Raw genomic sequence first — 16,264 nt, 5'->3', positions numbered from 1 at the left:
ACATATTCTCGGGCTCATTCTAGCACGATTGGAAGAAGGGAGATAATGAACGATCACGACAAATTGGTGTGCACGATCGCGACATTCTTGCCGATTAACATAATCTTTAAAGTAACGAGGCCATAAATGGTGTTATGCTTTGGACAGATTATTTGCCATAGTATTGCCACAATCCCCCCAAAATGCGGTATGATACCTTCAAGGTAAATATGCCGTAAGCAGACAGGGGGAACGGGAGCTGTCCAGCATGCGTATTTGGAAATGGCTGTGGAGCAGCGTAACTAACAGTTTTAAGCTCAAGCTGATCGGCAGCCTGTTTTTTATCATTATCGTAGCCTTCGGCATTGCCAGCTTGTACACGTATCGGAGCAATCAGCTATTGTTCCGGGAAGAGCTGAGCAAGCAAGCGCGCATCACAAATCAGGAAGCGCTTTCAAAGCTGGAGCTGAAGGTTCAGGAGATGAAGCGCATCTCGCAATTGCTCGTATTTAAGGGCGAAATCGAAGACATGATTACACGCTACAACCGCTACAAGGACAACGACAAGTTTCAGCTTTATCTGGAAATGCAAAGAATCGACGAGATGATCAATCAGCTCCGGTCCGAAGCGCCTTATATAACGGGCCTGTACATGCTGGATCCCGATGGCGAAACCGCCTATTACCGCTACAATACGCCAGCCATCAACGAGCCGAACAAAAGCTCGCTGGATCGGGTCAGGCTGAATCTTGCCGAAACGTCGGGCGAGCTCATCTGGATGCGGATGCCGCTGCCAAGCGAAATTGAACCGGATGGCTTTCGCAATACAATCGTTGCCGCACGATGGATGATTAACAGCTTCCAGCAGCGGTACGGCATGCTCGTTATGTCTATTGACGAGTCGTATTTGGCGGAGGGGCTGCAGGAGCTTACGAAGGACGGAACGGGCATGGTTTATTTGTTCAACCGTTCCAACGAGCTGCTGTATGCCAATGACAAATCGTTAAGCGAGGAAGAGCTGAAGGGCATCAGAGAGGCCGAGAACTCCAAAGTTATCGGCGGAGAGCTCTATTCACGCAGCGAGTCTCTTAATCCGCCCACAGACTCGTTTCTGCTTGTCAGCTCCAGGTCGATGGACAAAATCGAGGAACAAAACCGGCGTATTTCGGAACATATTATCATTGCTGGTTTGCTTATCGCTTTTGTCGCTTGTCTGCTGATCGTGTTGACATTGGAGCGGCTGCTGCTTCCGCTTGCCGATCTGCTGAAAGGGCTTCAACGGCTGCGCTCCGGCAAATTTGAAACACGGATCAAAGTGGGCACTAAGGACGAGCTGGCCTATATCGGCGAAAGCTTCAATGCGATGGCGGAGCATGTCGAAGGGCTGATCAAGAAGGTGTACATGACTCAGCTTAGCGAACGGGACGCAGAGCTCAAAGCGCTTCAAGCGCAGCTCAACCCGCATTTTTTGCATAATTTTTTTAACGAGGTGTATTGGAAGCTGCAACTGCAGGGGCAAAAGGATACAGCTGCGCTTATAGCCGCTGTGTCGGAAATATTGAAACATTCGCTCATGCCCGTGCATATGCCGACGACAGTGGAGGAAGAGCTGCGCCAAATCCGTAATTACGTCAAAATTCAGGCCGAGCTGTTCGAGACGGATTTTGAATTTGGCATTCATGCGGACGATGCGGCTCTAAGCGGCGGGATGATGCGTTCGCTGCTTCAGCCGCTAGTCGAAAATGTATTTATGCACGCCTTCCGCAACCAGCTCGATCATAAGGTGCTGCAGATCAGCGTCCGGGAGAAGGAAGGTTTCCTGTGCATTGAAATCGCCGATAACGGCTGCGGGATGGACCGGGAACAAATCGATCAGCTGCTGTATGGAAGGGAATCCCATGTGGGCGAAAACCGGCGCGAAAGCATCGGCGTACGCAATGTCGCCCGGCGTATCGAGCTGCTGCATGGCGACCCTTATAGACTTGAAATTGACAGCAAGCCAGGTCATGGAACGATCATGCGTCTTTATCTGCCTGTAGAATCAGCCAACGCGGCGGAGGCTGCCGCAATTTGATCATTATTCGTCTATTTCGAAGGGAGCGAAGCAGGATGGGCTACGGAAATGCGATGGTGGTTGAGGACCAGTATCATTTTCGCAAAGGTCTCGTCAAAATGATCCAGGAGAGCGAGCATAAGTGGCAGGTCGTAAGCGAAGCAAGCAACGGGATTGATGCTTTAAAAATGCTGGAGGTGCACAAGCCGGATCTTGTGCTGACCGATATTCGGATGCCGGCGATGGACGGCATTGAATTTGTGACTCAAATGCGTCGGTTGCACCCGGATATGATCGTTGTCATTTTGACCGGTTATAAACATTTTGAATATGCGCAGGCGGCCGTTAAGCTTGGCGTTATGGATTTTCTCGTTAAGCCTTGTACGGAGGAGGATGTGCGCGCCATGCTGGACATGGCGAGCGAGCGTTTCAAGGCCAGCTTGGCTCGAGAGACCCAGGGAGAAGCAGCCCGGCCTGAAATAAAACTCGATGGCGCAGTCGGCAAAGCGATCTCCTATGTTGAAATGCATTACGCCGACGATTGCCGGATGACGGAGGTAGCCGGACATGTGCGTCTTAACCCCAGCTATTTCAGCATGCTGTTCAAGAAGGAAACGGGGGAAAGCTTCACTGGCTACGTTACGAGATACCGTATGGAGAAAGCGATGCATTTGCTTCGCACAACGGATATGAAGGTGTTCGAAATTGCCAGCGTGACGGGTTTTGGGGAACCAAACTATTTTACAAACGTGTTCCGGCAGCACTATAATCTGTCGCCGAAGGAATGGCGCAGACAGCAAGGTCTGACGTAATTGCCGGGATGCTACAGGGATAGGAGGCGGAGTTATGGGATACATCGACAGGCGGATCATTGCCTTTGCGGCTGCATGCGCCGCAGCTGCGGTAATGTCCGGCTGCAGCTTGATGTTCGGAGACGCCGGAAGCAGCGGTGAACGCCGGGCGGATGACCGAGGAAGGGTATCCGTGGGCGTGCAGGATAGAGGTTCGGTTGCTTCATCCGAAGGTTCATACGAGAACAACCGCTGGACGCGGTGGATTGTGGCAAATGCGCCCGTAAACGTCGAATTCGTGCCCGTTCTCCGAAGCGAATCGAAGAAGCTGCTTAGCGTGATGTTCGCGTCGGGTTCTGCGCCGGATATTATCAACGAAACGAACGCGCCGTTCCGCAACAATTTGTATGAGCAAGGCCGGCTGCTCCCGCTGGACGATCTGCTCCAATATATGCCGAATTACGCCAAGCTGCTGGAAGAGCATCCGCAGCTGCGCTATGCCGGCACGAAGTCGGATGGCAAGCTGTATGAAATCGGCCGCGTCAACGAAGCCAATCCGCTTCATGTCTTGTTTATACGCCAGGATTGGCTGGATAACCTTGGGCTGGACACGCCAAGAACAACAGAAGAGCTTATGGTTGTTGCAGAAGCGTTTGCCAAGCGCGATCCCGACGGCAATGGGAGGGACGATACGCTGGGCTTAAACATTAGCTACGCGTCAGATGGTGCCGTCAATGAAATATTCGGCATCCAGCAGGATCATAGCTGGGGCTTGAAGGATGGCCTCGTTGTCCGGCAATGGGACAAGGAACTGGCGGCGCTAGGCTTCAAGAAAGAGCTCTACGACGCCGGCGCGATTGACCGCGATTTCATACGGGATAAGGACGGAAGCAAAGCGAAACAGGATTTTATCTCCGGCAAGCTTGGCATTTACGTCAATTACAGCATGAACTGGTTTGAATTCACGACAAGGGACCTGATCTCGCTCCAACGCAATGATCCTGCCGCGGTTGTTGTGCCGCTGGAATATCCATCCTCGCCATTTGGCCAATATACGGGGGCCATCGACAACCCTTACCAGATGACGACTGTATTCAATATTACGACGAAGGACCCGCTGGCGGCAGCTCAATATATCGATTTTATTCTGGAGCCGGATACATCGAATCGGCTGTTCAAGGGCGAAGAGGGCGTTCATTGGGTAGCATCCGTGAACGGAGGTTGCCCTGTTTACACAGACGATTTGAAATGGCGGACGGAGGTGGGCTATGCCGCTGCTTATGGCTTGTTCTTGAGCAGGGGAACGGAAAAATGCCATTTTGTCGAAAATCAGTTTAACCCCGATGATGAAGTTCAACGGAAGGGATTGGAGATGTACCGGGAGGCGTACAAGCTGTACCTGGACCCTGAGAAGGAATACCCTGGTTTGACGCTTGGCGACCATGTACCGGGACTGCCTAATGAGCTGGATGAAATCCGGACAAAAGCGCTGAAGGAAACGACGGATTTTTACGTCAAAGCGATCGTAAGCGGGGAGCGGTACAGTGCGGAGCAAGCAGTTGAAGACGCAAAGGCGGCATGGGCAGCGACTGGCGGCGACCGCATTGTGGCATATATGAACGAATGGTATGCCGCTAACAAGGAAACGGCCTTTCTCGCCGACGATGTCTGGACAGTTGTCGCCAGGCAAACAAAGGTGTCAGAGCAGTAATCAATCCTTATATTTCTCCCCCTTGACTTTACCCTGCACGGGTGATTATATACTCCCAATAAGAAAGAAATCGTTCCAATAAACAACGACAACCCAGGACTTATTTCCATGTCTTTGGCTTGTCGTTTTTTCAGCGAAAAAATGTAAGCGCTTATAAAAATGACGTGTAAAGTTGTTGTAAAAGCAGCTCGTCACCTTAAAAATTTATAGTTTTCCCGGCGGCTTGAAAGCTGCCTTTTCATCCCCTTTATTTCTCGAAAAGCCTTGATACTACGCGATTTTCCCTCATTTGCAATCACTAAAACCTCTCAAAAAACACCTGATATATTTATAGTTGAATCACCCTATGGCGTCCCCTAGAATCGTACTTAAGAAAGCGGATTCCTTACGCTGGAGGGGGACAAAAGATGGAGATGGGAACGGCGAAAGTCATGACGATCAGACTAAAAAAAGAGCCGTTATGGAAGCGGATGTGGAAGGAACGATGGCTGTATATTTTGATGCTCCCCGGAGTCGCATTTTTTGTTATTTACAAATACGTTCCGATGTGGGGCGTCTTGATGGCCTTTCAACGATACCAGCCTCATTTGGGCGTTATGGGCAGCGAATGGGTGGGCTTGCGGCATTTTGAGCGGTTTTTCTCGGAGCCTCAATTTTGGACGCTGCTCCGTAACACACTGTACATCGCGATACTCGACACGGGCGTCTTTTTTCCGCTCACCATTATTCTTGCGCTTATGCTGAACGAGCTGCGTTCGGAAATATACAAGCGCACTGTGCAAACGCTCGTTTACGTACCGCATTTTCTGTCCTGGGTCGTTGTGGTTGGCATCAGCTACATTTTGCTGACCACCGAAGGAGGCATTATTAACGAACTGCTCGCCCTGATGGGTATGGATAAGGTGCAGTTTCTGATGAGCGAGTTCTGGTTCCGGCCGCTTATCATCCTGCAGATGATCTGGAAGGATGCCGGATGGGGGACTATTATCTTCCTGGCCGCACTGGCGGGAGTTAATCCCAGTCTGTACGAGGCGGCGCGCATCGACGGGGCCAATCGCTGGCGGCTTCTGTGGCATATTACGCTTCCCAGCATCCGCAGCGTCGTCGTCATCCTGTTGATCCTGAGACTGGGCAACTTTATCGACCTTGGCTTCGAACAAATCTTTCTGATGCTGAATGCGATGAACCGCGAAGTTGGCGAAGTATTCGACACTTACGTCTATCAGGTCGGCATGCAGCAGGGACAGTTCAGCTATAGCGCCGCGGTGGGATTGTTCAAGGCAGTGGTTGGATTAATTCTCGTCGTATCGGCCAATTGGCTGGCAAAGCGGCTTGGAGAGGAAGGGATCTACTGACATGGTGAAGGACACAAGCTTTGGAAGCAAGCTGTTCGACAAAATCAATATTACGGCGCTTGCCCTTTTTTCCCTGGTCACGTTTCTGCCGTTTCTGTACGTCGTGGTCGTCTCTTTCTCAACCAGCACAACGCTCATTCCCAAAAGCTTCTCCATCGAAGCCTACAAGTATATTTTTTCGGCGGACACCTTTACGAGAAGTCTCCGGGTGTCGATCTTCGTCACGGTAATCGGCACGTTGTTCCAGCTTATCATGACGTCGCTAATGGCGTATTCGCTGTCGCACCGGAATTTGCCGGGCAGAAGTATCGTATTGCTGATGGTGCTTTTTACAATGCTCTTCAGCGGCGGCATGATTCCGACTTATTTTGTCGTAAAGGCGACGGGGCTGCTGGATTCGCTGGCTGCACTCATTATTCCCGGCGCGATCAGCGCGTTTAACCTGATCATTCTCAAAAACTTTTTCCAGAGCATACCGGAAGAGCTGAAGGAGTCCGCCAAAATGGACGGCAGCCACGAGCTCGGCGTATTATTCCGCATCGTGCTGCCGCTGTCCCTGCCCGCAATGGCCGCTTTTGGCCTGTTCTACGCGGTCGGCATCTGGAACCAATATTTCAGCGCGATCTTGTATCTGACCGATGCGAACAAATATCCCGTTCAGGTCATTTTGCGCCAGGTCATCATCCTGACCAACGGCTCCATCGGCGATACGGCGGAAATCGAAAACGTGCCGTATTACGGCAATTCGATCAAAATGGCGGTTATCGTCATTGCGACCGTCCCGATCATGATGGTTTACCCGTTTCTGCAAAAGCATTTTGCCAAAGGCGTATTGCTGGGTTCGGTTAAAGGATAGTGAAGGCTTAAGAAATTAAGCCGCCGCCAATCTTTTAATAGATCAATTTTAGAGGAAAAGAGGGGTTCACATTGAAGGGATGGATTAAAGGTTCGCGGCAAAGTCTGGCGCTTCTGATGGCTTCCACTATGGTTGTGGTAAGCGCCTGTTCCAGCGGAGGGGGGGCCGGCACTGTAAACTCGACCACAGGAAACGAAAAACCAACCGCTACAAGCACATCTACCGGAGAAAATTCCGGGCAAGCCGAGCAGGAGCCGCTGGCAATCAAGCTCATGTACAACTTCGACGGGGTTGAATTCCCTAAAGAAGGCAACGATGTTCAGAAGTATATCGAGCAAGCGACAAACACGAAGCTTACGGTTAGCGCTTTGCCAGGCAGCTCCTATGAGGAGCGGCTGCCGATTATGATCGCCTCCGACGATATGCCCGACGCTTTCCCGATACCAAGACGGCATCAGAAGCTGCCCTACGTTGTTAACGCAGTTCAAGCCGGCCTTTTCTGGGAAATCGACCCTTATCTGGAGCAGTTCCCGAACCTGAGCGCAATTAATCCCGTCATTTACGAAAATATCGCTTACGAAGGCAAAACATACGGATTGCCGCGTGAAAGAGCGCTGGCTCGCCGCGCACTTCAGTTCCGTTCCGATTGGGTTGCCAATGTAGGCTTGGAAACGCCAAAGACAATCGACGATTTCTACAACATGCTGGTCGCGTTCAAAAACAACGATCCCGACAAAAACGGCCAAGCCGACACAACGGGCATGACGGCAAAGGAGGTTGGACTTTGGTTCGCGCCTTATTTCGGGGCTCCCAACCAGTGGAAAATCGAAGACGGAAAGTTTATCCGGGACGTGCAAACGGAAGAATTCCTGAACGCATTGAAGTTTGAGAAAAAGCTTTACGACGAAGGTTTAATGAACAAAGACTTCGCCGTTATCGAGCGTCCGGAATGGACGGGAGCGGCGGAAAACGGCAAAGCCGGCGTCCGCGTTGACGTAACAGGCTCTACAGCAGGCCTTGACTCAGTAGCAAAAGAAAACTTGGGCCCGGATGCGGCCTTCAGCATGATCAGCATTTTGGAAGGCGAACACGGCAAACGGATTAATATGGAGGGTGGCCACAACGGCTTCTTCCTGTTCCCGAAATCCAGTATTAAAACAGAAGAGCATCTGCTGCGCGTCCTGAAGTTTTTTGACGACCTGGCAGGCGAAGAAATCTCCAACCTGTTTGTATGGGGCCTCGAAGGCGTTCACTACGAGCTGAAAGACGGCAAGCCGGTTGCAATCGAAGACAACAAACATGGCGACGAAATCGGCTCCGCGTATGCTGCGCCGCTGGGAACATTGGCTCCAGCCACAAATGCAATGCAAGGCGAATTGTCGGAGCTGGGCAAGCTTGAGCAGGAGCTGAATGCGGAAAATGCGGAGTTCGGCATTGTTGATCCTACGATGCCGCTTATCTCGGAAACCTTCCTGGAGCAAGGGGCTCAGCTTGAAACGATTCTGTCGGATGCCAATATCAAATTTGTAATGGGTTCCATTACAGAAGAGCAATGGAAGGGCGAGGTTGACCGCTGGCTGAAAAGCGGCGGAAGCAAAATCGCGCAGGAATACGAAGAAGCGCAAGCCAAGTTGAATTAGTTCTTCAAATTCAATAATGGATATAATCAGGGAGTTTGGGCCGAAAACCCAAGCTCCTTACCTGTACGTTCACCAACCTGAAGATAACCCATAATCTGCAAACGGAGGGAACACAATGAATCAAATGGTGCATAAAAAAGGTTATTCTTTTTCCACAATGTGGAATCTCAGACGTCATAGCAGCGGAAGAGACATGATTCAGGAAATCAAAAGCTTGGGCTTTAACCAGGTCGAGCTTAACTATAATGTAAACGATGAGCTGTTATCCACGATTGTGCCGATGATTGAAGGCGGCGACATCGCGATATCCAGCGTGCATAATGTCTTTCCATTTATCGACGACAAGGATTACGATACCGATTCGGTCATGCTTGGCTTTGATGATCTCGACAAGCGCCGCCGGGCCGTTGATTTATTAAAACGCTCCGTCGATTACGCATTCCGTTTTGGAGCAAAAGCAGTTGTTGTCCATCCGGGCGAGGTACCGTTCCATTACAATATCGATGCCGCGCTTAAAAAGCTATGGGTGGAGCAAGGCAAGGATTCACCCCAATACCAAGCGCTTTGGAGCGAAATGATGGAGCGCCGAAACGGGCTGGCCCCCATCCATGTCGCGCGAATTACGAAATGCTTGGAGGAAGTGTGCGAATATATTCAGAAGCACGGACTTGGCATCAAAATCGGCATCGAAACACGCTCCCGCTGTAACCAAATTCCGACACTTCAGGAAGCCAATCAGATCATAACCGAGCTAAATGGCGCGCCCGTCGGCCTGTGGTTTGACATCGGCCACGGCATGATGATGGAGCGGATGGGATTGTACGAAACTGAAAGGGAAGTCCAGGCATTTGCCCGCGAGGGCAAGGTGCTTGGCGTCCATATTCATGAAACGGTCGGGATTGTCGACCATTGGTGTCCCTATATCCACAGCCAGGATTCCTCCGGCTTTGACGTTTTTTTGCCGGTTATCCAGGCCGCGGAGCTTAAAGTATATGAGCTTCGTGCCCCATGCAAAATAGAGGAAATCGAAGCAAGCTACAGGATCATGCACGAAAAAATCGAAAAGCTGTCCCTTTAATTGCCGAGGCAGCCGCAACTGAAAGAAGGAATGCCAGATTGGCCACGGATCATTATGTATCAGCCTGGTTAGGCGAATACGAATGGCTGTTTCGCTTATTCGTCAGCTGCTTGCTGGGCTTTATCATCGGGCTTAACCGGACGCATAAACACAAGCCAGCGGGAGTCAAAACTTATATGTTTGTTTCGGCGGCTTCCGCCTTGATCACGATTGTGTCGATTCAAAGCGTAGGCATGTACGCGGATATACGAGAGCATACGATGATGGACCCCATGCGGCTTGCCGCCCAAATCGTAACGGGCCTCGGCTTTATCGGAGCGGGCATTATTTTGAAAGACGGCATACGTGTCGTGGGCTTAACATCGGCGGCGATGATTTTTTTCACCGGCGGGGTTGGCATCGGCATAGGGGCGGGTTTTTATACCGTGGTTGGGATTGCGATAGCGGTAACGACTTTGTTCGTGAAGTTTGGGGAATGGATCGAGAAGCGGGAGAAAAAAGCCGACTTAAAAAGGGGGGCGGCGCAAGCGATGGAGGGAGCAGTGGAGGAAGCGGGGTAACTTGCCTGAAGGTTATATCGATCATAGAAAACTCTTCCAATATTGATGACTTTCCGGCATAATCGAAGTAACATGACTTAAAATCATCAGGCTATTTATAGCCTCCTGCCATGTAATGCATCATAAAGGAGAGATTTGGAAGTGCGCCGTTTTCATTATGTTTTAATTCTTTTATTGCTTATGAGCTATTCGACTCCCGTCTTCGCAGCCGATTCCAATTCATCGCATGCTGATCGGCAATCTGTTCATAACCCTTCCATCACCATCAACGGAAAAAACATAACCTTTGAGGGCCCTCTGCCTGCTCTCGTAAATGGAAAAACCTATGTCCCCGTCCAGCTTTTTGAGCATGCTGAGATCCAAGCAAATATATGGGAATTTCTCAACGGGAAAGACCCTAACTTGACGATTTCATATTCCAATGAATCACTAAATGTTTATTTGGATAGACGCGAATACATGGTTTATACGTATATGCCTGATGGCGAACGAAAACAAACACCAATGGAATGGAGCAGTCCCGCTCCTTACTTATTAGATGGTGACATAATGGTTCCGCTCCGCTGGATTGCCGAACGCATGGGTATCACTGTGGAATGGAATGCTCAAACTAGCACAGCTATACTGACCACTGACGAAATCTTTCGCGCGGAACTCGATTTGCCGGAGGAATGGGAAGAGTGGCTTGGCGAGAAACCCATGAAGATTGATGATCCTACAGGATTGGCGATAACAGAGGATGAGTTGTCGGAATATGCAACTTCAAACGAGCTTTTTGTACTAGATTCACGCATCGTTGATAAATATACGGCAATTTTCCTATATATCAGTGAGGAAGATGGATCGCAATCCCTTACTACGAAATACGTCGAACGTTTAAGGAACGGAAGTCTGGAAGGAAACATATCTGTAGGGGTAGGAAAAAACGATAATGACATTACTTTGCGAAGGAGCGGGCATCTCCTTGCAATCGGCATGTTTGAACAAGGCCTGGAAAAGAATTTCACGCATTTCAAGGTCGTTTATTATCACGATGGCGAGCGCAAGGAAACCACTCATTCGATTGCAGGCAAACAAGGACTTTTCTTCGAGCTTCCGAATGGCGTTACCGGCGGGACAATTACATTTTACGGTGAAGATGATTACGTCTACGAAACATACTTCTATTAAGACCTTGCGGCCTGAACATGTTTAGCATTGAGGAGACTACCATGAGAACCAAGTTTGTATTTGACGTTTTTCCTGTTCTTGCAACCGAGCACTTTACCCTGCGGTCTGCAAGGGAGCAGGACAGCCTTGATCTTTTTGCGCTATATTCGCAAGAAAAAGTGGCTCAATATTTGCCGTTTCCTCCTTTTGCATCCGTGGATGATGCAATGGGAGAGATCAAATGGTATTCAAAAATTTTAGCGGAGCAGACGGGCTTACGCTGGATGATTGAGGACGCGAAGAGCGACAAGGTTATAGGCACCTGCGGATTCCTCAATCGGGAGGCAATCCATAACCGTGCGGAGATCGGATACGACCTTCATCCCGATTATTGGGGAAAGGGAGTGATGACCGAAGTTGCGCGTGCCGTATTGCATTTTGGCTTTGCACACATGGAATTAAACAAAATCGAAGCGAAGGCAGACCCGCAGAATGAGGCTTCAAGCTCGTTGCTGAAAAAACTGGGTTTTCAACAAGAAGGACTGCTACGAAAGCATGAGTTTGAAAAGGGAAGATATGTTGATCTTGCTGTGTTCTCAATATTAAAAAGTGAATGGAAATAAGCAAAAGCAGGTATAGCGCCATACTTTCTAATCATGCATTGGAGGATGCGTGATAAGAAAGTTTGGCGTTTTTTTGCTGGAATTGTAAGAAGCAGATTGGCAATCAGTTCATTAAGCTAGCAGGCAGGATAATCAAACAAGATAAGTGGAGGTTTTATGTTTCGCATTTGATCCATATTGCGTAGTAAAAACAATAGCCCACTAATCAAGGTAGCGGGCTATTGTGGCGGGGAAGATGATTCTAATGTTCAGAGTTCCAGTTGTAGATTATTAAGGATACTTTCCAATTCTTGCTTAGTAATACCATTTAAACTTTTTAGAGGTAGCGGAAGACTTGGATAGTTTGAGAGTCCCTGAATCTCCGCTATTGTAGCAACGACACGTAAACTGCCATGCTTTTGAAACATCTTCCAAAGAGGTAGAAGGTACGCAGATTGAATTTCGGCTTCAAAAGATTGTCCAGCAAGCGCTAGACGAGTTATTTTTGTGCAAATATCAGGAAATAGTCCCCCTAGTACAGAAAACCAGGCATCACATCCAGCGTTTAAACCAACAACTGCAAACGGATCACCACTAATTCCTATTGTAACGTCAGTAGGTATTTGAGAACGCAAGCTTTCTACTTTCTTCTTAGCTGTATCTAAATCCTGAATCCCTGGTATTTTTATGGACCGGACATGTTGTAACTGAGTAATTTGTCCATGCAATTCATCACTAAATCGGAAGTGTGTTGTACTTGGGTTATCATAAACGCACAACGGAATTGAAAGGGATCTTGTCACAGTTTCGTAGAGGGAGAATACCTCATTCTCAGTAAGTTGCTGATAGGAAACAGGAGCTAAGAGCACAGCATTTGCCCCAGCCTTTTGAGCATCATCGGCTAACTGGAGAACATCTCGTGTACGTAATGCACTAACCCCAATCATTATTGGTATTCCCTCGGAATGCTCAATTGAGATTTGAGCAATACGCATGCGTTCTTCTCGATTGAGATAAATATAACTGCCGGTTGATCCCAAAACACCTATTGAATCTACATTCGCTGAAGTTAGACGTTTAAATAGCTTTATAAAAGTGGCTTCATCGACCCCAGTTTCATTCATCGGGGTTAGAGGAAATGCAGATAAGCCCGTAAACATCATAGTCACTCCTTTTAAGGAATCGTTTATATATATTATTTATAATAAGGCTTACTCACAGAGTTTAAAAGGTACAGAATTTTATGTTTAAACAGGGGCTGTTTTTTATCCTTAATGAACAGTACGACAGGCAAGGCGAATTAACGATCCAAACTATGTAGTAACATTATCAACAATCTCTGCACCAATTAAGTGTTGGACATCCTAAATAACCAAAAAATGAGTAAAATGATTCCTGTGATTCGGCCTATAAACACGTCAGAAAAATTAGCTTCTTTATTCTCTTGTAATATGTGGTTACGAAGCTTCAAACCAGCGGTTGGAAAAATAATAAGTACAAGTGAAAAAGCGATAAAAAATAAATAAAAAATAATCATAAATCCCAACTCCTTTTTCTGTAATACGCTTAATCGTAAGTTGGGTAACAGATATTTCCAAAAAGATTGTAAGACAAAGTACAACGATTGCGTCCCATTGAAATAACAGGTCATTTTGCGGGATTATTAAAGAATGAATAATACAAACGAGACACGATAGTTCCGCAAGACTTTTGCACCGGCACTTTCTCTAAGCGATAACGTCGTTCCGATTAGTTCGGATGGTTATCCAATCTGATAAATGACATGACTGATCAATCGTACAATACATAGTCGATAGGGGGTGGATTACGCTTATGTGCAGTTTGATTAGGCAGCGTTTCTTTAGCCACCGTAACCCTAGAGAAAAGCTGGAGTGGAAACGAGAACACGTCCATTTCCCTCCAGCATTTTCTTTTTGGTACGATTAGACGGCTCTTTTAGCAAGAGGTGTCATCAGTTTCATAAGCTTTAATGATAATAGCTGAATTATGTCCGCCAAAGCCAAAGGAATTGGACATGCCGATACGGAGCGGGACATGCCTGGCTTCATTCGGCACATAATCCAGATCGCATGCAGGATCATTTGTTTGTAGATTAATAGTAGGCGGAATAACTCCCTGTTGAAGACACTTAACCAATGCAATTGCTTCAACGCCGCCGGAAGCGCCAAGCATATGGCCCGTCATGGATTTATTGGCGGTAACGGGAATGCGATACGCTTCGTCCCCGAACACCTTTTTGATAGCTGCCGTTTCGGATCGATCGCCAATAACCGTGCTTGTAGCATGGGCGCTAATTACGTCGATGTCAGCAGGTGAGAGACGTGCCTCTTTCAATGCCAGTTGCATGGCTCTTGCCGCCCCGTTGCCGTCCTCAGGCGTTGCTACCATATGATAAGCATCCGAACTTGCGCCATACCCTACAACTTCCCCCAAAATAGTTGCACCTCGCGCCAGCGCATGAGTAAAGGATTCCAGTATAACGATTCCGGCTCCTTCAGCCATCACAAAACCATCACGCTCCGCGTCAAAGGGGCGGCTTACTCTATCCGGTTCAGCATTACGGTAGGACAGGGCGGTTGCATTAGCAAAGCTGGACAGCGCGATTTCCGTTACGGCAGCTTCGGCTCCTCCCGCAAAGATCAGATCCGAACGCCCGGCTTGAATTGTGAAAAATGCTTCGCCAATGGCCGTATTTCCGATTGAACAAGCTGTAACCGGAGCGAGAGTTGGTCCCAAGGCTCCATATTTAATGCTAATCAGCGCAGCAGCCATATTGGGAATCATCATGGGCACAAGCGTTGGGCTAACTCGTTCCGGTCCACGCGCAGCAAGCTTTTCGCTTTGGCTCATCAGTGTCTGAATTCCGCCGATTCCCGAACCAACATATACTCCCATACGCTCACGATCGATTTTCTCAAGGTCCAACTCGGCTTGTTGAATGGCTTGCTCTGCTGCAGCAAGTGCAAAATGACAGAAACGATCCATGCGCCTGGCTTCTTTTGCCCCAAACCATGTAACGGGATCAAAATTCTGCACCGTACCAGCAATGGCGACCTTTTGACCAGAGGTATCAAATGCTTCGATTTGCCGAATGCCAGACTTCCCTTCAACCAGGCGGGACCAAAACGTCTCGATATCGTTGCCAAGGGGCGATATGACGCCCATACCCGTAATGACGACTCTTTCCATAAATAAAAGCCTCCTTCTTCGTTTAAATCCTTGGATATTAAAGCTATAATGTCATGTAAGATATCCTATTACAAGATAGCGTTTATCCTAGTATAAATACTTCTATCCTTTAGGATGAAAGGAGAAGGAATCATGAACTCTCAGGTTAGATTGCAAGCATTATCGGCATTTCTTAAGAGCCAGCGGGCCAAAATATCGCCTGAAACGGTTGGTTTTCCCTCTATTCGAAGGCGCACGCCAGGTTTACGCCGCGAGGAAGTTGCTCAACTCGCCGGTGTAAGCACAACCTGGTACACCTGGCTGGAGCAAGGGAGGAACATTCAGGTATCCCATTCGGTGCTCGACTGCGTTGCAAAAGCGTTGCAGTTAAATGGAGATGAACGAAAATATTTATATTCGCTTGCCTTTGAAGGAGGCGATGAACCTTATTCCAGCACGCTGGAATCGCTCCAACTGAGTCCTTCGCTGCAAAAGATCATTACGGAACTAAAATATTGCCCGGTCATCGTGTCAGACCGAAAATGCAATATCGTTGGATGGAACAAGGCGGCAGAATATGTTTTTCTGAATTTCAACCAAATCCCTCCCGAGGAACGAAACATGATCCAGCTTCTCTTCGACCGCAGGGAATTCCGACGGCTGGCAGTTAACTGGGAGCAGTTCTCCAGCGGTTTCCTAGCGATGTTCCGAACCTATTATGGCCAATATGTAGAGGATGAATGGTATGATCAGTTTCTGAAGCAAATGAGACAGACCCATCCCGAATTTAACCGGATGTGGGAGCAAAGCCAGGTAAGCTATGCCCCGCAAGTACATTTGGAATTTCGACATGCGAAAGCAGGCAAAATGGTTTATGAATTGTTGTCGTTAAAGGTGTACGGTGTTGACGATTTACGCTGCAGCATCTATACTCCTGCCGCCGACACGCCTACTGAAGCCAAACTGCGGCAGCTTATGGCAGAAGAACAAATACGATAAGAATTCATGCAGCAGGAAATTGCACTTGACGATATCGGGCTTATGGCCTACCGCCATAAAGGGTTGCATATCACCTCATAGTCCGTTATAATTTCCATTAATCAAGAACCCTTGGAGGAGATCGCATATGGTTACCGTTATGCTAAATCAACTTCATCATCACAATCAGCGTTAGCACGCCTGTAAAAAACAGGGTGGGCTAACGCTTCTCGCGTTGGCCTCCCTGCGGCATACCAAACGCGCAGGACCATGAGGTCCTGCGCGTTTTTTTATTTTTTTCAAAAAAGAAAGGGGACCACAAC

13 protein-coding genes are annotated in these 16,264 nt (G+C 48.4%); 11 read left to right on the top strand and 2 right to left on the bottom strand.

Annotated elements, in window-relative coordinates; all coding sequences use genetic code 11:
* Nucleotides 1–247 precede the first annotated feature (247 nt).
* The 10 genes from ACX93W_RS03725 to ACX93W_RS03680 all read left to right on the top strand — a co-directional run bounded on the left by ACX93W_RS03725 (nucleotide 248) and on the right by ACX93W_RS03680 (nucleotide 11,795).
* Nucleotides 248–2,053: a cache domain-containing sensor histidine kinase gene (locus ACX93W_RS03725; protein WP_459390964.1), complete on the top strand. Its 1,806-nt coding sequence runs from the start codon at nucleotides 248–250 to the stop codon at nucleotides 2,051–2,053.
* A gap of 35 nt (nucleotides 2,054–2,088) precedes the next feature.
* Nucleotides 2,089–2,844, top strand: a complete 756-nt coding sequence (locus tag ACX93W_RS03720; protein WP_459390963.1) for a response regulator transcription factor — start codon at nucleotides 2,089–2,091, stop codon at nucleotides 2,842–2,844.
* Between the two features lie 34 nt (nucleotides 2,845–2,878).
* Nucleotides 2,879–4,534: an extracellular solute-binding protein gene (locus ACX93W_RS03715; RefSeq protein ID WP_459390962.1), complete on the top strand. Its 1,656-nt coding sequence runs from the start codon at nucleotides 2,879–2,881 to the stop codon at nucleotides 4,532–4,534.
* Between the two features lie 413 nt (nucleotides 4,535–4,947).
* Nucleotides 4,948–5,889, top strand: a complete 942-nt coding sequence (locus tag ACX93W_RS03710; RefSeq protein WP_459392002.1) for an ABC transporter permease — start codon at nucleotides 4,948–4,950, stop codon at nucleotides 5,887–5,889.
* Between the two features lies 1 nt (nucleotide 5,890).
* Complete coding sequence (locus ACX93W_RS03705; RefSeq protein ID WP_459390961.1) at nucleotides 5,891–6,745, top strand: carbohydrate ABC transporter permease; 855 nt, start codon at nucleotides 5,891–5,893, stop codon at nucleotides 6,743–6,745.
* 71 nt (nucleotides 6,746–6,816) lie between these two features.
* Nucleotides 6,817–8,385 (top strand): extracellular solute-binding protein, encoded by a 1,569-nt coding sequence (locus ACX93W_RS03700; RefSeq protein ID WP_459390960.1) that lies wholly within the window; start codon nucleotides 6,817–6,819, stop codon nucleotides 8,383–8,385.
* Nucleotides 8,386–8,500: 115 nt separating this feature from the next.
* Nucleotides 8,501–9,463 carry a sugar phosphate isomerase/epimerase family protein gene (locus ACX93W_RS03695; protein WP_459390959.1) on the top strand — a complete coding sequence of 321 codons (963 nt, stop codon included), beginning with the start codon at nucleotides 8,501–8,503 and terminating at the stop codon, nucleotides 9,461–9,463.
* A gap of 38 nt (nucleotides 9,464–9,501) precedes the next feature.
* Nucleotides 9,502–10,023 (top strand): MgtC/SapB family protein, encoded by a 522-nt coding sequence (locus tag ACX93W_RS03690; protein WP_459390958.1) that lies wholly within the window; start codon nucleotides 9,502–9,504, stop codon nucleotides 10,021–10,023.
* A gap of 141 nt (nucleotides 10,024–10,164) precedes the next feature.
* The gene (locus tag ACX93W_RS03685; RefSeq protein WP_459390957.1) at nucleotides 10,165–11,193 is read left to right on the top strand and encodes a copper amine oxidase N-terminal domain-containing protein; all 1,029 of its coding nucleotides are present in this window, start codon (nucleotides 10,165–10,167) and stop codon (nucleotides 11,191–11,193) included.
* A gap of 41 nt (nucleotides 11,194–11,234) precedes the next feature.
* Nucleotides 11,235–11,795, top strand: coding sequence for a GNAT family N-acetyltransferase (locus ACX93W_RS03680; protein ID WP_459390956.1), 561 nt, complete (start codon nucleotides 11,235–11,237; stop codon nucleotides 11,793–11,795).
* Nucleotides 11,796–12,043: 248 nt separating this feature from the next.
* On the opposite strand, the gene ACX93W_RS03675 is transcribed toward ACX93W_RS03680, so the two are convergent.
* On the bottom strand, nucleotides 12,044–12,934 hold the full coding sequence (locus ACX93W_RS03675; protein WP_459392001.1) for a dihydrodipicolinate synthase family protein: 891 nt from the start codon (nucleotides 12,932–12,934) through the stop codon (nucleotides 12,044–12,046).
* A gap of 796 nt (nucleotides 12,935–13,730) precedes the next feature.
* Nucleotides 13,731–14,984: a beta-ketoacyl-ACP synthase II gene (gene fabF, locus ACX93W_RS03670; protein ID WP_459390955.1), complete on the bottom strand. Its 1,254-nt coding sequence runs from the start codon at nucleotides 14,982–14,984 to the stop codon at nucleotides 13,731–13,733.
* Nucleotides 14,985–15,116: 132 nt separating this feature from the next.
* On the opposite strand from fabF, the gene ACX93W_RS03665 reads away from it, so the two are divergent.
* Nucleotides 15,117–15,962 (top strand): helix-turn-helix transcriptional regulator, encoded by an 846-nt coding sequence (locus ACX93W_RS03665; RefSeq protein WP_459390954.1) that lies wholly within the window; start codon nucleotides 15,117–15,119, stop codon nucleotides 15,960–15,962.
* The last annotated feature ends 302 nt before the right edge of the window (nucleotides 15,963–16,264 follow it).

This window comes from Paenibacillus sp. CAU 1782 (genome assembly GCF_054551715.1).
Note: the sequence above shows the minus strand (reverse complement) of the source record. Positions and strands in the feature narration are given on the sequence as shown.